This window comes from Bacillus sp. OTU2372 (assembly GCF_038440275.1).
Lineage (GTDB): Bacteria > Bacillota > Bacilli > Bacillales > Cytobacillaceae > Neobacillus > Neobacillus bataviensis_B.
The window spans coordinates 207,998-226,001 of sequence record NZ_JASATK010000006.1; the positions used below are offsets into that span (position 1 = coordinate 207,998).

The 18,004-nt window shown below is 40.9% G+C and carries 16 protein-coding genes; 10 read left to right on the forward strand and 6 right to left on the reverse strand.

What is annotated here, in order from left to right:
* The first annotated feature begins 101 nt into the window (after window positions 1-101).
* From AAHB15_RS12885 to AAHB15_RS12915, 7 genes are all read left to right on the forward strand, one after another.
* A complete protein-coding gene (locus tag AAHB15_RS12885) occupies window positions 102-1,214 on the forward strand; it encodes a methionine biosynthesis PLP-dependent protein (protein WP_342042538.1) in 1,113 nt (370 codons plus the stop codon).
* On the forward strand, window positions 1,214-2,407 hold the full coding sequence (gene metC / locus AAHB15_RS12890) for a cystathionine beta-lyase (RefSeq protein ID WP_342042539.1): 1,194 nt from the start codon (window positions 1,214-1,216) through the stop codon (window positions 2,405-2,407). Before AAHB15_RS12885 ends, metC begins: the two co-directional genes overlap by 1 nt.
* Window positions 2,404-4,263: a bifunctional homocysteine S-methyltransferase/methylenetetrahydrofolate reductase gene (locus tag AAHB15_RS12895; RefSeq protein WP_342042540.1), complete on the forward strand. Its 1,860-nt coding sequence runs from the start codon at window positions 2,404-2,406 to the stop codon at window positions 4,261-4,263. Before metC ends, AAHB15_RS12895 begins: the two co-directional genes overlap by 4 nt.
* Window positions 4,241-7,690, forward strand: coding sequence for a methionine synthase (gene metH / locus AAHB15_RS12900; RefSeq protein ID WP_342042541.1), 3,450 nt, complete (start codon window positions 4,241-4,243; stop codon window positions 7,688-7,690). Before AAHB15_RS12895 ends, metH begins: the two co-directional genes overlap by 23 nt.
* Window positions 7,691-7,874: 184 nt before the next feature.
* On the forward strand, window positions 7,875-8,255 hold the full coding sequence (locus tag AAHB15_RS12905; RefSeq protein WP_342042542.1) for a hypothetical protein: 381 nt from the start codon (window positions 7,875-7,877) through the stop codon (window positions 8,253-8,255).
* 471 nt (window positions 8,256-8,726) lie between these two features.
* On the forward strand, window positions 8,727-9,140 hold the full coding sequence (locus AAHB15_RS12910; protein ID WP_342042543.1) for a MarR family winged helix-turn-helix transcriptional regulator: 414 nt from the start codon (window positions 8,727-8,729) through the stop codon (window positions 9,138-9,140).
* 15 nt (window positions 9,141-9,155) lie between these two features.
* Entirely contained in the window at window positions 9,156-10,367 is a 1,212-nt protein-coding gene (locus AAHB15_RS12915) for an MFS transporter (protein WP_342042544.1), read from the forward strand.
* Between the two features lie 254 nt (window positions 10,368-10,621).
* Here AAHB15_RS12915 and AAHB15_RS12925 read toward each other — a convergent pair whose 3' ends face one another.
* Genes AAHB15_RS12925 through pxpB form a run of 3 tightly spaced genes read right to left on the reverse strand, consistent with a single transcriptional unit; the run spans window position 10,622 to window position 13,055 of the window.
* On the reverse strand, window positions 10,622-11,566 hold the full coding sequence (locus tag AAHB15_RS12925; RefSeq protein ID WP_342042546.1) for a 5-oxoprolinase subunit C family protein: 945 nt from the start codon (window positions 11,564-11,566) through the stop codon (window positions 10,622-10,624).
* Complete coding sequence (locus AAHB15_RS12930; RefSeq protein ID WP_342042547.1) at window positions 11,563-12,330, reverse strand: LamB/YcsF family protein; 768 nt, start codon at window positions 12,328-12,330, stop codon at window positions 11,563-11,565. Before AAHB15_RS12930 ends, AAHB15_RS12925 begins: the two co-directional genes overlap by 4 nt.
* On the reverse strand, window positions 12,327-13,055 hold the full coding sequence (pxpB, locus tag AAHB15_RS12935) for a 5-oxoprolinase subunit PxpB (protein ID WP_342042548.1): 729 nt from the start codon (window positions 13,053-13,055) through the stop codon (window positions 12,327-12,329). The genes AAHB15_RS12930 and pxpB overlap by 4 nt, the downstream gene beginning before the upstream one ends.
* Before the next feature lie 635 nt (window positions 13,056-13,690).
* Between pxpB and AAHB15_RS12940 the strand changes: the two genes are divergently transcribed.
* Together AAHB15_RS12940 and AAHB15_RS12945 are read left to right on the forward strand one after the other, a co-directional pair.
* Window positions 13,691-14,254 (forward strand): FAD-dependent oxidoreductase, encoded by a 564-nt coding sequence (locus tag AAHB15_RS12940; RefSeq protein ID WP_342042549.1) that lies wholly within the window; start codon window positions 13,691-13,693, stop codon window positions 14,252-14,254.
* 20 nt (window positions 14,255-14,274) lie between these two features.
* Complete coding sequence (locus AAHB15_RS12945) at window positions 14,275-14,658, forward strand: VOC family protein (RefSeq protein WP_342042550.1); 384 nt, start codon at window positions 14,275-14,277, stop codon at window positions 14,656-14,658.
* A 53-nt stretch (window positions 14,659-14,711) separates the two neighbouring features.
* On the opposite strand, the gene AAHB15_RS12950 is transcribed toward AAHB15_RS12945, so the two are convergent.
* Complete coding sequence (locus tag AAHB15_RS12950; protein ID WP_342042551.1) at window positions 14,712-15,578, reverse strand: aldose epimerase family protein; 867 nt, start codon at window positions 15,576-15,578, stop codon at window positions 14,712-14,714.
* 189 nt (window positions 15,579-15,767) lie between these two features.
* Between AAHB15_RS12950 and AAHB15_RS12955 the strand changes: the two genes are divergently transcribed.
* A complete protein-coding gene (locus tag AAHB15_RS12955; RefSeq protein ID WP_342042552.1) occupies window positions 15,768-17,285 on the forward strand; it encodes an MDR family MFS transporter in 1,518 nt (505 codons plus the stop codon).
* Between the two features lie 39 nt (window positions 17,286-17,324).
* Here AAHB15_RS12955 and AAHB15_RS12960 read toward each other — a convergent pair whose 3' ends face one another.
* A complete protein-coding gene (locus AAHB15_RS12960) occupies window positions 17,325-17,723 on the reverse strand; it encodes a cytosolic protein (protein ID WP_342042553.1) in 399 nt (132 codons plus the stop codon).
* Window positions 17,724-17,803: 80 nt separating this feature from the next.
* Window positions 17,804-17,977 (reverse strand): hypothetical protein, encoded by a 174-nt coding sequence (locus AAHB15_RS12965; protein WP_335571983.1) that lies wholly within the window; start codon window positions 17,975-17,977, stop codon window positions 17,804-17,806.
* Window positions 17,978-18,004 lie beyond the last annotated feature (27 nt).

Below are 18,004 nucleotides of genomic sequence, written 5' to 3' on the forward strand. Positions count from 1 at the left end.
TTCTTATAAGGAGACTTTTTTTATTTATTAAAATGCTTTATCACTCAATCGCGTTAATGTGGAACATTATAAACATTTATTTATTACAAGGAGTGTGCGTTATGTACAAAATTGATACGAAACTAGCCCAAATTGGTAACCGCAGTGAAACAACAACTGGAACCGTCAATCCGCCTGTATATTTTTCAACAGCCTTCCGTCATGAAGGAATCGGGCAATCTACTGGATTTGACTATACACGAACAGGGAACCCAACACGCCAGCTCCTTGAAAAAACCATCGCTGATTTAGAAGGTGCGGATCAAGGATTTGCATGCAGCTCTGGTATGGCTGCCATTCAACTAATCCTTGCTTTATTTGAATCTGGGGACGAATGGATTGTTAGTGAAGATTTATATGGTGGTACTTACCGCCTATTAGAAAAGGGCTATAAAAAATGGGGCTTAACCACTCAATATGTGAATACCTGTTGTCCGGAAGAAGTTGAAAAGAAAATCACAGCACAAACAAAGGCGATTTTCCTAGAAACACCAACCAATCCGCTTATGCAGGAATCGGATATTGCAGCGATTTCAAAGATTGCTAAACAACATGGCCTATTATTAATCGTGGACAATACGTTCTATACCCCACTTTTACAACAGCCAATCAGCCTTGGTGCGGATATCGTCATCCATAGTGCAACGAAATACCTTGGTGGTCATAATGACGTTCTTGCTGGACTTGTTGTGGCAAAAGGAAAGGAACTTTGTGAAGGATTAGCTTTCCACCATAATGGTGCCGGAGCCGTGTTAAGTCCATTTGATTCTTGGTTATTAATGCGCGGAATGAAGACATTGTCACTAAGAATGGAACGGCATGAAAAGAATGCAAAGGCCATCGTAGAATTCTTTTCACAACATGATGCTGTAACAGATGTTCTCTACCCAGGACGCGGCGGAATGGTTTCCTTTAGAATTAAGGACGAAGCATGGGTGAATCCATTTTTACAGAATTTAAATTTAATCAGTTTTGCAGAAAGTTTAGGTGGAACGGAAAGCTTCATTACTTATCCAGCAACGCAAACACATATGGATATCCCAGAAGAGATTCGCATTCAAGCGGGCGTTTGCAATCGTTTATTACGTTTCTCGGTTGGAATTGAAGATTCACAAGATATTATTGAGGATTTACAGAACGCTTTTGCTAAGGTTCAGGAAGGGGTAATTGCATAATGGCACACGAAGAATATAGTTTTGAAACCAGACTGCTTCATAACAAACATAAAATTGATCCAGTAACGGGGGCGGTTAGTGTTCCCATTCAGCATGCATCTACCTTCCACCAAGCTGATTTCGATCAGTTCGGCAAGTACGATTATGGCCGCAGCTTAAATCCGACTCGTGAAGCACTTGAAGATGTGATCGCGGAACTTGAGGGCGGAGTGAAAGGATTTGCTTTTGCATCAGGGATGGCAGCTATTTCAACTGCCTTCCTTCTTCTATCCTCTGGCGACCATATTGTGATTACCGAGGATGTGTATGGCGGTACCTTCCGAATGGTCACTCAAGTTCTTTCGAGACTTGGGATTGAACATACCTTTGTCGATATGACCAATTTAGAGGAAGTAAAGGAAGCGATTCAGCCGAATACAAAGGCATTTTATGTGGAAACACCATCAAATCCATTAATGAAAGTTACAGATATTAGAGCGATTAGCGAGATTGCGAAAGAAATCGATGCGTTGACATTTGTTGATAATACGTTCCTTACTCCTTACCACCAAAAGCCGCTTGCATTAGGTGCGGATGTTGTCCTTCATAGTGCAACGAAATTTTTAGCAGGACATAGTGATGTGGTTGCAGGCCTTGCCGTTGTAAAAGATGAAGATTTAGCTAAAAGACTAGGATTCTTGCAAAATGGTTTTGGTGCGATTTTAGGTGTTCAAGATGCATGGCTTGTTTTACGAGGAATCAAGACACTGAGTGTTCGCCTCGAGCAATCACAAAAATCAGCGATCAAAATTGCAGAATTTTTAGATGCACATCCGTTGGTTGAAAAGGTTCATTATCCAGGGCTTGAAAGCCACCCGCAATATCAAATTCAGAAAGAACAAGCAGATGGTCCGGGAGCTGTTTTATCCTTTGAATTAGCTACTGAAGATGCCCTTCGCACCTTTGTTGCGAATGTGGAAATCCCTGTTTTTGCGGTTAGTTTAGGTGCGGTTGAATCCATCCTTTCTTATCCGGCAAAAATGTCTCACGCTGCTATGTCTAAACAGGACCGCTTGGAGCGTGGAATCACGGATGGACTTGTCCGTTTATCAGTTGGACTAGAAAATCCAGATGATTTGATTAAGGATTTTTCTCAGGCACTTGAGGAGGTTCGTGCTCAACATTTGGTGTTACATCAAGGAGAATCATCATGACCTTTTTAGACAAATTAAAAAACCAAATTTTAATAGGCGATGGTGCCATGGGCACACTGCTTTATTCATTTGGAGTGGATACATGTTCAGAAGAACTCAATTTATCTCAAGCAGAACAGATCCAAAACATCCATCGGGCCTACATTGATGCCGGAGCAGATGTCATTCAAACCCATACGTATGCAGCCAACTATTTAAAGTTGCAGCGGTATGGATTAGAAGATTCGGTTAAGGAAATCAACAGCGCTGCTGTCCGAAATGCAAAAAAAGCCGCTCAATCGAATGCTTATGTCCTCGGAACGATTGGCGGTAATCGCGGGATAAAAACAAGTTCGATTACAATAGAAGAATTAAAACGAAGCTTCCGTGAACAATTATATTGCCATTTACTTGAAGGTGTTGATGGACTGTTATTCGAAACCTTTTACGATTTAGAAGAGCTCGAAACCGTCCTAACGATTGCACGAAAGGAAACGAAGCTGCCGATTATTGCTCAAGTTTCCCTTCAGGACCCTGGTTTCTTACAGGACAGAACACCTGTTAATGAAGCTTTAAAAAGGCTGGAAGGCCTTGGCGCTGATGTCGTCGGCCTTAACTGCCGGTTAGGCCCGCACCATATGTTATTGGCATTGGAACAGGTTGAGATTCCGAAGCATGCTTTCCTATCTGCCTATCCAAATGCAAGTCTTCCAACCTATACAGACGGAAAGTTTCATTATGAAGGCGATGCCGATTATTTCCAAAAATCGGCGCAACGCTTTAGAAATGAGGGCGTACGCTTGCTTGGCGGCTGCTGCGGGACAACACCAGACCATATTCGCGCCTATGCATCTGAATTAAAGAATAGTATCCCTGTGACTGAAAAAGTTGTAAAATTGAAACAAAAGCCGATTATTGTCGAAACTGCTCCTAAAAGGGAATACACTCCCCTGCAGGAAATCGTGAAAGAACGACCATCGGTTATTGTCGAATTAGATCCTCCTCGAAAACTGGATACAACTAAGTTTTTCGAAGGGGCTAAGGCGCTTAAAGAAGCTGGCATTGATTCCATCACTCTTGCGGATAATTCGCTGGCAACCGTTCGGATTTCTAATGAATCCTTAGGCTATCTTTTAAAAAGTGAGTTAGGCATGCGGCCACTGATTCATCTTGCCTGCCGTGACCGCAATATCATTGGACTTCAATCTCACTTAATGGGTCTTCACACACTTGGAATGAATGATATCTTAGCCATTACGGGAGACCCTGCAAGAGTAGGAGATTTCCCTGGTGCTTCGTCCGTTTATGATGTGTCGTCATTTGAACTGATACAAATGATTAAACAGATGAACGAAGGCTTGTCCTACTCCGGTAAAGACTTAGGACAAAAAACAGCTTTTAGTGTCGCGGGTGCCTTTAATCCGAATGTCCGCTCTGTTGAGAAAGCCGTGAAGCGTTTGGAGAAAAAGATCCAATACGGTGCAGATTACTTTATTTCTCAGCCGGTCTTTTCTGAGGAAAAATTAATCGAAGTCTATGAAAATACGAAACATCTTGAAACACCGATTTACATTGGCTTAATGCCATTAACAGGCAGTAAAAACGCAGAGTTCCTTCATAATGAAGTGCCTGGAATTAAAATTGCCGATTCCATTCGTGACCGGATGGCTCTCTTGAATGACAATCCGCTTCAAGCGGCTAGAGAAGGCGTGGCGATTACCAAGTCACTCATTGATACAGCATTAGATTTATTTAATGGAATTTATTTAATTACACCATTCTTAAGGTTTGAATTAACAGCAGAGCTCGCTGCTTATGCAAACCAGCGAGCCAGTGAGATTAGGGGGGCCAGCTATGCCGAAAACACCATTTTCTGAACAACTTAAAAAGCGCATCTTAGTCATGGACGGTGCAATGGGTACGATGCTGCAGCAGGCCGATCTTACAGCAGAGGATTTTGGCGGTGAGCAGTATGAAGGCTGTAATGAACACCTCGTTCTAACCGCTCCTTCCGTCATTTCTCGTATTCATCGTGAATACTTAGAGGCCGGTGCAGACATCATTGAAACCAATACGTTTGGGGCGACAAGCCTTGTATTAGATGAATATGAACTTGGATTTAAAGCTTATGAGATTAATAAAATCGCTGCGATGCTTGCTGTCAGAGAAGCGATGAGCGTTTCGACCGATGAGTGGCCACGTTATGTAGCAGGTTCCATGGGTCCAACGACCAAAACCTTAAGTGTTACCGGCGGAACCACCTTTGATGCCCTCTCTGCTACTTATGAAGAGCAGGCGATTGGTTTAATCGACGGCGGCGTTGATTTACTTTTACTAGAAACAAGTCAGGACTTATTGAATGTAAAAGCGGGTTTTGTCGGTATTCAAAGTGCTTTTTCAAAAACGGGTAAAACCCTGCCGCTCTTTATTTCAGGAACCATCGAACCGATGGGGACAACCCTGGCTGGACAAACGATTGAATCGTTCTTTATTTCAGTGGAACATATGAAACCTATAGCGGTCGGTCTTAACTGTGCGACCGGTCCTGAATTCATGCAGGATCATATCCGTTCACTTGCAGGTTTGGCAACAACCGCTGTCAGCTGTTATCCAAATGCCGGCTTGCCTGATGAAGATGGTCACTATCACGAAACACCAGAAATACTGGCGAAGAAATTATCCGATTTTGCGGCACATGGCTGGTTAAATATTGTTGGCGGCTGCTGTGGTACAACACCTGAACATATCAAGGTGATTGCTGAAGCAATGAAACAATATCAGCCACGTCCGTTCCAATCATCAAGTACTCACATGGTTTCCGGTATTGAACCATTTATTTACGATGATCCTACTTTAAGACCGATCATGGTTGGGGAACGTACAAACGTTATCGGCTCTCGTAAGTTCAAACGATTAATTACGGAGGGCAAATTTGAAGAAGCTTCAGAGATTGCCCGTGCTCAGGTGAAGGGCGGCGCCCATGTCATTGATATCTGCCTTGCCGACCCCGATCGTGACGAGATGACCGATATGGAGAATTTCATTAAAGAAGTGGTTAAAAAGGTGAAAGTGCCGCTTGTTATTGATTCCACTGATGAAAAGGTCATCGAAAGAGCACTTAAGTATTCTCAAGGTAAGGCCATTATCAATTCGATCAACCTTGAGGATGGCGAAGAGCGCTTTGAAGCGATTGTTCCATTAATTCACCGATATGGTGCGGCTGTCGTTGTCGGAACTATTGATGAAGAAGGAATGGGAGTTTCTGCTGAACGTAAACTGGCCATTGCCAAACGTTCCCATGACCTGTTAGTGAATAAATATGGACTTAAGTCACAAGATCTCATTTTTGACCCGCTTGTGTTCCCAGTTGGTACAGGGGATGAACAATATATCGGCTCAGCTAAAGCAACCGTTGATGGGATTAGAATGATTAAAGAAGCCTTGCCGAAAGTGCAGACCATCCTTGGAATTAGTAACGTTTCCTTCGGGCTCCCTCCTGTCGGGCGCGAGGTGCTGAATTCAGTCTTCCTCTACCATTGTACGCAGGCTGGCTTGGATTATGCGATTGTGAATACCGAAAAGCTTGAGCGCTTTGCTTCGATTTCAAAGGAAGAAGTTCAATTAGCAGAGGCTTTGTTATTTGATACAACGGATGAAACATTAGCTACATTTACCGAGTTTTACCGCGGGAAAAAGAAGGAAGCAAAAACAACCATTCCTAATATGACACTTGAGGAAAGACTTGCTTACTATGTGATTGAAGGAACAAAAGAAGGTTTGCTTCCTGATTTAGAACTAGCGCTTGCCTCCTACCCTGCTCCATTAGATATAATTAACGGTCCATTAATGGACGGCATGAAAGAAGTTGGCCGCCTGTTTAATGATAACCAGTTAATTGTGGCGGAGGTTCTACAAAGTGCTGAGGTTATGAAAGCCTCTGTTTCCTTCCTAGAGCCTCATATGGAAAAAGGCGATGTGTCTGCCTCTAAGGGGAAAGTTATTTTAGCAACGGTTAAAGGTGATGTTCACGATATCGGTAAAAACCTCGTAGATATCATACTAAGTAATAACGGTTATAACGTCGTTGACTTAGGGATTAAGGTTACTCCAACGGATTTGGTGCAAGCGATTCGTGAAGAGAAGCCGGATATGGTCGGATTGTCAGGATTATTAGTAAAGTCTGCACAGCAAATGGTGTTAACGGCACAAGACATGAAGGAAGCTGGAATTTCTGTGCCGATTCTTGTTGGTGGTGCTGCCCTTTCTCGTAAGTTCACCGATACAAGGATTGCCAAGGAATATGATGGACTTGTTCTTTATGCAAAGGATGCAATGAACGGTCTATCGCTTGCCAATCAATTGCAGTCACCGGAAGAGTATCAAAAGCTGCTTGATGATAAAGCAGAAAAGTTGGCAGCATTGGAGATCCCACGGGAATTACCTACCCGAGCGGCTAGCGCTGTCGCGGTAAAAGTAAAACCAGCGGTGTCAACAGAAGTACCTGTCTTTACGCCGATGGACACGAAAAGGCATATTTTAAGATCCTATTCTCTTTCTCATATTGAGCCGTATATTAATATGCAAATGTTAATAGGACATCATCTTGGTTTGAAAGGAAAACTTTCTAAACTGCTTGCCGAAAAAGATGAAAAGGCAGTTAAAATTAAAGAAGTGGTCGATCAATTGTTAGCAGATGCCAGTACAAATAACTGGATTACACCTGCAGCGGCTTATCAATTTTTCCCTGCCCAATCGGACGGTAATAAGGTATATATTTATGATCCAGAAAATCAAACTACCATTATTGAAACCTTTGATTTCCCTCGTCAGGAGTCAGCTCCATTCCTTTGTTTAGCGGACTTTTTAAAGTCAGTTGACAGTGGTGTGATGGATTATGTTGGCTTCTTTACGGTGACAGCTGGAAGAGGGATTCGCCAAAAGGCAGATGAGTTTAAGGCAGAAGGACGTTTCCTTGAAAGCCATGCTCTTCAATCATTGGCGCTTGAGTCTGCTGAAGGCTTTGCCGAGTTGATTCACCGCCAGATGCGTGATCGCTGGGGATTCCCTGATCCGCTTGATTTCACGATGCAGGATCGTTTTACGGCGAAATATCAAGGACAGCGCTTCTCGTTTGGTTACCCGGCATGTCCGGAGTTAGAAGATCAGAAGAAGCTGTTTAAGTTGATTCAACCGGAGGAAATCGGGATTGAGTTAACGGAGGGCTGTATGATGGAGCCTGAAGCATCGGTATCAGCGATTGTTTTTGCGCATCCTGAGGCTAGGTATTTTAATGTGAATAGGTAATTTTTTAAGGGTATCCCAAGTGTAAGATGGGATACCCTTTTTTCTATGACCTTTGACCTAAAAAATAAATCTAAACTCATTTACAAGCTCATATAAATGCACTATTATTCTTATTAAGGAACAAATTAATATTTTATTAAGAATCTATGATGATATTTTACTATAAAGGAGGTGGTAATGAATTTTGAAGGCAATAATTAGTTTTACCCTCGTCTTGATTGTGGTTAGTACCTTAATGATCCCTACTTCTACATATGCTTCTACATATTCTACACAATCGAATTCTAATAGCGGATTTTCCCAAACATTTTCACTTTCTTATCTACTAACGATCTTTAATAATGATAGTTATAAAAATGATTACCAATATTATAGTGTCGAAAAAAACAACTATGATAAAAGAAATGATGATGATTGGTGGGAGAGTTTTTTGAAGTGGTGTAATGGAGGAAGTTCTGGCGGGGGAGGAGATCATGATGAGTGTCAGGATAATAAAGGCAGTTGGGGAAATGATAATGGCTGCCTAGACTCCGCTGAAATTTGGAAAAGATGGTATTGCAACTAATCTTTATGATTTAATCCGCGGGATTTTTGTCTGCGGATTTTTTTATGAGGATTTTTATGTTGGTGGATTCCGCCGGTTTTTGCGTTTATTCCGCCAAAACTTGGTTTTTTCCCGCCAAATTCTTCTTTTATTCCGCCTATTTTTAAATTAATTCCGCCAACTTCTGGATTTATTCCGCCCGCTGTCCTCTTTTTATATTAAAAGGTTCATTTTTCAGGGAGATTTGCTTTGGTTATTTCCGCCGGATTCCGGATTTATTCCACCTATTTTCTAATTAATTCCGCGCACTCTTGTATTTATTCCGCCCTTTTCCCAATTAATTCCGCGCACTTTTGCATTTATTCCGCTCGGCAGCATCCATAATCCCAGCGTATCCTCATTTCCATCCAACTTAACGTTCTTCCTTGACAGATTCTCGTTTTTAAACTATAGTTACCTAGGTAATTAATTATAAAGAAATGGGAGCGAATCATGTCAACCCACGAATTATTCCATACACTTCATCAACTTTCCAGACATCTTACCAATAGACTCAATGAAGCACTTAAACCATCAGGATTATACAGTGCCCAGTGGTCCGTCATCTATGTGCTAAAAAATAAAGGATCGCTGACGCAAAAAGAAATTTGTGATTACCTATTTGTTGAAGCGCCGCCTATGACAAGGACAATCCAGCGTTTAGTCAAACAAGGATATGTCACTCAAGTCCCTGGCAAGGACAAACGAGAAAAGTTTGTCCAGCTTACAGACCTTGCCAACCAGGAATATCCGAAATGGGAACAGATTGTCAATTCGTTAAATCACGAACTGATGAAAGACTTCCCAGTTGAATCACGAGAACAACTCTTAAATCTGCAAAAAAGCTGGCTACAGCAAATTTTATAAATAGAGGTGCATCACATGAACAAACCTAAATTATGGACAAAAAACTTTATTAGTATTTCCTTTAGCAATCTATTTCTGTTTTTATCTTTTTATATCTTGCTCGTAACACTGCCATCATACGCTCTTGATGAATTACATAGTAGTTCTTCTATGGCCGGTCTGATGACGACAATCTTTTTACTTTCGGCCATCATTTCCCGCCCGCTTGCCGGTCAATGGCTTGAACGCGCCGGTAATAAGAAGGTGTTGCTAGCAGCATTAATTATTTTCGCTGCAGCGTCACTGTTATATTTCTTCCCTAGCTCCATGGTTGGTTTTTTAGTCATCCGCCTGTTACATGGAATCGGCTTTGGAATGGCGACGACAGTAGTTGGTACAATTGTTGCTGATATTATCCCTGTCTCCCGACGTGGAGAAGGAATGGGTTATTTCGTTATGTCGACCAATCTTGCAATGGTTATTGGTCCATTTATGGGTCTATTGGCCATCCATCAATGGGGCGCTAAGACCTTGTTTATAATCAGTGTAATTGTTTCTATTTGTGCATTAATTACAGGACTAAGTGTAAAACAAGCCAAAACAGAAACAACAGTTCAACCAAAAGCTCATTCATCTTTTTCTTTCAGCAACCTTTTTGAGGCTTCTGCCGTTCCCATTTCGATTGTCGGCGGCTTTATGGCAATTGTTTATTCAGCTCTCTTATCCTTTGTATCGATTTATGCTAGTGAAATTCACTTAGAAAGCATCGCCAGCATGTTCTTTGTTGTTTATGCAATTCTCTTATTAGCCTCAAGACCGTTCACCGGAAAATGGCTTGATCAATATGGACCTAATGTGATTAGTTTCCCATGTATCGCTCTTTTTGCGATTGGCATGTTTATTTTGAGTCAAAGTAATGGAGCAGTTACCTTCCTTTTATCAGCAGGTTTAATTGGTTTAGGCTGGGGAACCCTTTTCCCAACGTTTCAAACGATTGCGATTCAAGATGCGGAACCTCGGAAAAGAGGAGTGGCCACTGCAACGTTTTTATCGATCTATGATACCGGCATCGCGTTAGGTTCCTTTGTCGTTGGAATCATTGCAGCAAAAGTCGATTATGGCACTCTATATTTCTTCTGTTCCTTCTATATCTTAATTGGATTAGTACTATTTTACTTCCTTCATACGAAGAAAAGTGCTTCGGCTAAGGGAGCTGCCCAGCATCAAGCAAACGCGCAGGAAATTTAAGTTTTTAAAACAAAACTCCTCGATTTGTTATATAATGGAATGAAACAAATCAGAGGAGTGATTTTTATGGCTAAATCCAAAGCCAAAAAGCTTAGAGAAAAACTAGCTCGCGAAGGGAATATGAATCCCGAAGCGAAGAGAAGTCCGTTTGTTTTCACGGATATGAGAACAAGGGCAACCAAAACGAAAAAAGACCATTTATATCAGTTTAAACACAAGAACCATCAAGCCCGTGAAGGATATGATGGTTCTTTTTATTTTGCCGCCCATAAGTGCAAATGTTTTAATACTATCTGCCTTTTTAGATAAAGTCGTTGTGCTTCCTCTACTGACACCATGGAAAAGTGAAGAATGGTGTCAGGCACCGCTTGAGCTACCTTAGGAATGTCTTCAGAGATGACAGTACCGATTCTGGTATAGCCGCCGGTGGTTTGCCGGTCGGCGAGGAGGATGATGGGCTGGCCGCTTGCGGGGACTTGGATTCCGCCGAATGGAATGGGGTCGGAAATGATATCTGGACCGCCGATGTGTTCGAGCTTGGGGCCTTTTAGCTGATATCCCATCCTATTGGCTTTATGGGTCACAACAAAATCCTCCGAGAAAAACCGGTGAATACTCTCTTCTGTAAATCGATCTTCATGAGGTCCTATAACCACCCGAATTGTCATTTCTTTTGCATATTGGGGAACCAATTCTGGATGAAGCCTTTTATATGGCTTCCTTATTAAAGGGCTGCCAACTAGTACATCCCCCTTCTGCAACACTCGTCCCTCAAAGCCGCCAAACTTTCCATTTAAAAAGGTGGATTTACTGCTTAACACAAAAGGAACATCGATGCCTCCTCCAAATGCTATATAAGCTCGAGCTCCACGTCGACAATGGCCTACTGTCAGAACCTGACCCTTCCGTATGAGGAAGCTTTTCCACATCGAAACTTCCTCCCCATCCACTTTAGGCGTAAAATCACCGCCGCAAATGGCAATTACTACATCACTTAAGGCCTCCACTTCAGGACCTATTAAAGCTGCCTCGAGTACAGCTTCGCCCTTAGGATTTCCAACGAGGATATTTGCCACTTTCATAGAATAAGAGTCCATTGCCCCAGATGGACTTATTCCAAATTGTTGGTATCCATATCTGCCTAAATCCTGAACAGTGGTTTGCAGCCCAGGCTTCACTACTTTTAAGATAGCCTTCATTCGCTTCTCCAGCTTTTTCTAATCTTTATGTTTTCCGTTTGAAAAGCCCGCTTTAGTTTCGTTACAAATTCTAATGCCTGCGGGTCATCTCCATGTACACAAATCGTATCCGCCTGAATCGCTATATCTGTCCCATCAACAGCCTCAACCTTTCCTTCCTTAATCATGCGAATAACCCGGTTTATCGCAAACTCAGAATTATGAATCATAGCATTTGATTCCAGGCGGGAGGTTAATGTCCCATCCGGCTGATAGGTGCGGTCGGCAAACACTTCCCCTGCAACCAGTAATCCCCTCTCTTGCCCTGCCTTTGCTAGTTCGCTCCCGGCAAGCGCGAATAAAACAAGTTCAGGATTCAGATCGAAAACAGCTTGAGCGATGGAATCGGCCATTTCCCAATTCTTGGCCGCCATATTATATAAAGCACCGTGCGGCTTCACGTGAATGAGGTTAGTTCCATTAGTTTTACAAACAGCTTCCAATGCCCCTATTTGATAGACCATAAGATGATAAATCTCTCGAGGGGTCAGCTTCATTTCTCTCCTCCCGAAACCGGCCATGTCTGGAAAGCCAGGATGTGCCCCTATTTGGACCCCATATTTTTTTGCAAGTTTGACGGTTTCAAACATGACATTGTGGTCCCCGCCATGATAACCGCAGGCAATATTTGCAGATGAGATATACTTTAACACCTCTTCATCATTACCAATCTTAAAGGCGCCAAAGCTTTCCCCTAAATCACTATTCAAATCAATCACTGTCATACGTTTTCTCCCTTTTTATATGTTTTTAGCTCATATGTTTTATTAGCAATTAGATGTTGGATTCTTTCATACTCTAGTAAATCGATCGAATGAAATTTGATATAGTTTCCTGCTGAAAAAAGAAACGGTGACGGGCGATTTACGTCAAAAAGAGATACGGGTGTTATTCCTATGATGCGCCAGCCGGACGGGACCTCAGCAGGATAAATACCTGTTTGATTCCCACCAATTCCGACCGCACCTGCCTCCACACTTGGCCGTGGATGTTCGAGTCTTGGAACCGCGATACTCGGTGGAAGTCCGCCCAAATAAGGAAACCCCGGGACAAATCCCATCATATAAATTAAGTATTCCTTACTTGTATGCAGGCTTATCACCTCTTCCTCGCTTAACTGATGAAAACTGGCCACAAATGGTAAGTCAGGACCTGTTTCCCCGCCATAATAAACAGGTATTTCATAAACGATCCCCTTTTCCCGCTCAACTTTGTCAGCGGTAGAATAATTACTTTTGAGGATTTTTTCTAAAACGTGATAGCTAACGACCTCTGGCTGATAGTAAATAACAACCGTACAATAAGCAGGCACCCATTCGATGATACCCTTTATTTTTGCTTTTTTAAGACCTGTAATAAATCGCTGGATTTCCCTTTGTATCTCCTCATTAATTTGATTCCCAAAAGATACTTGGACGGCTAAATCTCCAAGTGATTTTATCTCAATCATGGTAATCCCCTATTTTTCGTCGTTTGTTTTTATTTTATAGATAAGTACAATACAATTATTAAATTAATTTTCTCAAAATTGCAATTTTAATTTGAGGATCCACTTTAAGAAGTGCCTAAATTTCATAATAAAAAGACAGGATATCTATTTCTGTTGATATAAAAGTATCAAAAAAAGCATCTGCGTTTTTGCAGATACTTTTCATCAGTAATACCCATTTTAATTGAAGGTCGATCCAGCTATCCAATAACAAAGCCAATCCAATTGATTTACTACTAGTATTAATTTAACTGTCTTATTTTTTCCTCATGATAAATAATCTTTTTTGTTATTTTATTTTTCAAATTATCATCTAGGCAACTATCCAATAACAGTTGATGATAGTTTTTCCTCATTATATGCCATTTGTAATGAATCTTAGATATTAACGACATATTGTCCGCCCCCTATCCTTGATTTCTATATATTACGATTTTGAAAGCGATTTAAAGGGGGTATTAAATGATTTAGAATTTCCCCTTAGAGAAAGCATAACTTGTTATGTACACCAGCCCCCTAAAATGTAAGCACTTCATTTTACAATCATTTTTAATTACGCTAAGCTAGAATTATTACTAAATATTGGAGGGATTTTGATGTTTGATGTAGTTATTATTGGAGCGGGTGCTGCAGGTGCTAGTGCTGCTTTGTTTACAGCTAAAGCCGGTAAAAAAACTTTGGTTGTCGACAATGACAAGAGCATGACCAAACGTGCTTGGATTGAAAACCATTATGGTGTTTCCGAAATTACTGGTCCTGGCTTAATTGAAATCGGTAAAAAGCAAGCAACGAAATTCGGCGCTGAACTAGTAGAAGCAACTGTTACCGATGTTAAAAAAACCGAAGATAGTTTTAAAGTAGTAACGGACCAAAATGAATATGAAGCAAAACATGTGATTGTGGCAACCGGAGCATTGGTAACACTTGCGGAAACCATTGGCCTAAAGACAAAGCCAGGAACAGAACCAAGAATTAAAACGGTCCTAGATGTGGATGCAGCTGGTAAAACCAATATTGACGGCATTTGGGCAGCTGGAACGGTTGCTGGTGTGAGTGTACATACCATCATTACAGCTGGCGACGGTGCTAAAGTTGCGATTAATGTAATTAGTGAAATCAATGGTGAGCGTTATGTTGACCATGATGTTTTAAAATCTTAATTAGCATAGGAGCAATAAAAATGGCTGTTAAAAAGATGGACCATGTTGGCGTATTTGTTAAAGACTTAGATGCATCACTGACATTTTATCAAGAGATTGTTGGTATGGACCTTAATGATCAGTTTACCATTAATAATGGAGCTTTAACCTTAGCATTCCTTGGCTTCAATGGTTCCGATGAAACGGAATTGGAATTAGTATATGGTGGCAATCCCGATCTTCCAGAGGAAGGAAAAGTCAACCACATTGCTTTCTTAGTAGATAATATTGAAGAAGAATTTAACCGATTAAAGGGATTGGATGTTTCATTTATTAGTGAAGAAGTCAGCACTCTTCCAAACGGATATCGTAACTTTTTTGTGAACGGTCCTGACGGGGAAAAGGTTGAATTCTTTCAGAGATAGTAGTAAAAAACCTCCTTTTTTCAGGAGGTTTTTTAGATAATATCATGTATTCACTATTTGACCGATATGACTAATGAAGTATGTAGTGATTTACCGGGTTCAACCATGACTAATTCTTCTTTCCGATTGAGTTCATCGGTCATGGCCATCCATGGTTCGACGCAAATAAATTCTTGTTCTGCCTCTGTCCACAACACAATATACTTAAATTCATCTCCATATCTCATGGTAACGTTTTTCCTTAGTTCGGGAAGCTCAAATGAAATTTCCTTTTTCATACTATCCAATAATACTAAGGATTCCTTTTTATTCGTTAAATCCAAGGATTCGTTAAAAGAATTTATCTCCATAGTATTATAATCTAAATAGGTTTTCGCATCTGTTTGATAAGTCAAATCTTTACTAGATGTTTTAAAATAAGGGTGAAAACCTGCATAGATCGGCATGGACTCGTCTGAAATATTCCGATAAACTTGGTCGATTGATAGTTCATTTTTAGTAATGGTGTAGCTAAAAATAACTTCAAATTGAAATGGGTATTCTCTCATTGTTTCTTCATTGCTTACTAATCGTAAAGTAACCGTGGCCTTTGTTTCATTTAAATCTGTATCGATTACTTCCCAAGGCTGATTCCTGGCTACGCCGTGATTTTTCATTTTATAAACCTTACCGTTCCATTCATACTCCCCATTTTCAAGCTGTCCTGATATGGGAAAAAGTATCGGTATGCCGCCTCGAATATTTTTATTTGGATCATAAAGAGTCTCTTTATTTAAAAATAAAATCTCGTCGTTTTCTACGCCAAAACTAGTAATAATTCCGCCGCGGTCTGGAGCAACCCTTAGCCAGCTGCCTACCGTTTCATTATATAATTCATAAACAGATAATTCCTTTTCATTACTAACCTTAAGCTGATACATGTTTTATGTTCATCCCTTCTATTTAACACTTTGCACCTTAACAATTAAATTGACAATTCTATAACCCAATTAATAAAATTAATTTTAGCCTACAAGTAGGTATTTAAACATCAAACAAAACTAAAAAACGCAAAGGAGTGCTCGGGTCATTCGCGTTATTTACATTTCGGAAAATAAAAGGAGATTTTTATGATTAAACAAGGTACTAATCTTAAGCCCGTTGTGGCAGGGCTATTGCTCGCGATTTTAATGGCGGCCATGGATAATACGATTGTAGCGACCGCGATGGGAACCATTGTCTCAGACCTCGGCGGCTTTGACAAATTTGTATGGGTCACTTCTGCTTACATGGTAGCCGTCATGGCGGGTATGCCAATATTCGGAAAGCTATCCGATATGTACGGACGGAAACGTTTCTTTCTTTTTGGGTTAATCGTCTTCCTGATTGGGTCTGCTCTTTGTGGAATAGCCCAATCGATCGTCCAGTTAAGTATTTACCGGGCCATTCAAGGAATAGGCGGCGGCGCACTAATGCCGATTGCGTTTACGATTGTATTTGACATTTTCCCGCCGGAAAACCGCGGAAAAATGACAGGCTTACTCGGTGCTGTTTTTGGTGCCTCTAGTGTTCTAGGACCATTACTTGGTGCTTATATCACCGATTATATCAGCTGGCATTGGGTTTTTTATGTAAATGTTCCAATTGGTATTGTTTCGATTATTTTAATTGTTCGTTACTATCATGAGTCCTTACAGCATTCTAAACAAAAAATTGACTATCTAGGTGCCATTACACTTGTGATTTCGGTCGTGAGTCTAATGTTTGCACTCGAATTAGGCGGTAAGGAATATGATTGGGATTCTGTGCAAATCATCAGTTTATTTGCAAGCTTTTTCATCTTTTTTGTAGCCTTCTTCATTGCTGAATTCAAGGCGGCAGAACCGATTTTACCTCTTTGGCTGTTTAGACGGCGTTTGTTTGCCACCTCGCAGATCCTGTCCTTCTTATACGGAGGAACATTTATCATCTTAACTGTGTTTATTCCGATTTTTGTTCAAGCCGTTTACGGGGGAACCTCGAAGAACGCCGGATTAATTTTAACACCGATGATGTTAGGGTCGGTGGCGGGAAGTTCGATTGGAGGGATCTTTTTAACAAAAACGTCTTTCCGTAATTTGATGATATTATCAATTATTTCCTATGTGGCCGGTATGTATTTACTTGGAACGATGACGGTTGATACCGCCCGTTATTTACTAACGATTTATATGATTTTGGTTGGTTTTGGGGTCGGCTTTTCCTTCTCCTTGCTGCCCACTGCCTCGATGCACAATTTGGAGCCGCAATACCGAGGAACGGCTAATTCAACTAATTCCTTTTTACGTTCCTTTGGGATGACACTTGGGGTAACCATTTTTGGTTCGCTGCAAGGTAATCTGTTTACAGATAAATTAAAGGAAGCTTTTAAAGGTATGCAGGGCGGGGGCGGACAGCAATTTCAAATGGGTGACCCCCGGCAAATTTTCCAAGCAAGTGAACGGGCAAAAATCCCGGAGTTTATCTTAGATAAAATTGTTCAAGCTATGTCTTATTCCATCACACACACCTTTATACTAACATTGATTCCAATTGCTCTTGCTGCGATTACGATTATATTTATGGGGAACGCCCGCGTTGAAGTAAGCAAGAAGCCCGCAAAAGGTTAAAAAAAACAGCACTGACCTAAAACGGTCAGTGCTTGTTTTTTAAACTTTAAGATTCTTGCCTGCTTCGACAATATGAAATAGTAAATGGGCTAGATGGTGAATCGGGCCATACTCCTGGTCTTCTTCCTCTTCAGTTTCCTGGTCGAATTCAAGGTCATTTAAGAAAAGCGCCATAAATTCATAGAAGTCCTTTAATTGAAAGGAATAACAGCCGACTGGGTCTTCATTGTCGTCTTCATACTGCAATACCATGTAAGAGAGATTCCCATCAATGTCTGCAGCATCAAAAAAGACAAAAAGGCCTATATTCGTATCAACTTCAAATAAATGCCTTGTCCCGCCCTCGGTTGCTTTGTTAAATTCCTCTTGATTTATTTTCTGTATTTGCATGCTGTCTACATTATCTTCTTGGTGAAACCCAACAACAAATGATTCCATGATATCTCCTCCTTAACCTCTACTAAAAGTACAAACACATGATATTAGGATACCCAATATCGGATTCATTTCATTCAGGCTTATTGTTCATCATTACATCGATCTTGGTAATATTCCGTTAGGAGAGGATTTTCCGTTGTTGCGAACCTTGCTGTTTGCAGAGTCATTTCCGGTTCTACACCATAAAGCTTTTTCATCGTCTCTTTTTCCCATTTTTCATCCTCAAAGAGTCGATGCTGGTCTTGATCTTTCATTTAACATCACCTGCTTCCTATTTGGAC

Coding starts and splice junctions, on each gene's coding strand:
- AAHB15_RS12885 (WP_342042538.1), top strand. CDS start 102: ATGTACAAAATTGATACGAAACTAGCCCAAATTGGTAACCGCAGTGAA.
- metC (WP_342042539.1), top strand. CDS start 1,214: ATGGCACACGAAGAATATAGTTTTGAAACCAGACTGCTTCATAACAAA.
- AAHB15_RS12895 (WP_342042540.1), top strand. CDS start 2,404: ATGACCTTTTTAGACAAATTAAAAAACCAAATTTTAATAGGCGATGGT.
- metH (WP_342042541.1), top strand. CDS start 4,241: ATGCCGAAAACACCATTTTCTGAACAACTTAAAAAGCGCATCTTAGTC.
- AAHB15_RS12910 (WP_342042543.1), top strand. CDS start 8,727: ATGTCAACCCACGAATTATTCCATACACTTCATCAACTTTCCAGACAT.
- AAHB15_RS12915 (WP_342042544.1), top strand. CDS start 9,156: ATGAACAAACCTAAATTATGGACAAAAAACTTTATTAGTATTTCCTTT.
- AAHB15_RS12925 (WP_342042546.1), bottom strand. CDS start 11,566: ATGAAGGCTATCTTAAAAGTAGTGAAGCCTGGGCTGCAAACCACTGTT.
- AAHB15_RS12930 (WP_342042547.1), bottom strand. CDS start 12,330: ATGACAGTGATTGATTTGAATAGTGATTTAGGGGAAAGCTTTGGCGCC.
- pxpB (WP_342042548.1), bottom strand. CDS start 13,055: ATGATTGAGATAAAATCACTTGGAGATTTAGCCGTCCAAGTATCTTTT.
- AAHB15_RS12940 (WP_342042549.1), top strand. CDS start 13,691: ATGTTTGATGTAGTTATTATTGGAGCGGGTGCTGCAGGTGCTAGTGCT.
- AAHB15_RS12945 (WP_342042550.1), top strand. CDS start 14,275: ATGGCTGTTAAAAAGATGGACCATGTTGGCGTATTTGTTAAAGACTTA.
- AAHB15_RS12950 (WP_342042551.1), bottom strand. CDS start 15,578: ATGTATCAGCTTAAGGTTAGTAATGAAAAGGAATTATCTGTTTATGAA.
- AAHB15_RS12955 (WP_342042552.1), top strand. CDS start 15,768: ATGATTAAACAAGGTACTAATCTTAAGCCCGTTGTGGCAGGGCTATTG.
- AAHB15_RS12960 (WP_342042553.1), bottom strand. CDS start 17,723: ATGGAATCATTTGTTGTTGGGTTTCACCAAGAAGATAATGTAGACAGC.
- AAHB15_RS12965 (WP_335571983.1), bottom strand. CDS start 17,977: ATGAAAGATCAAGACCAGCATCGACTCTTTGAGGATGAAAAATGGGAA.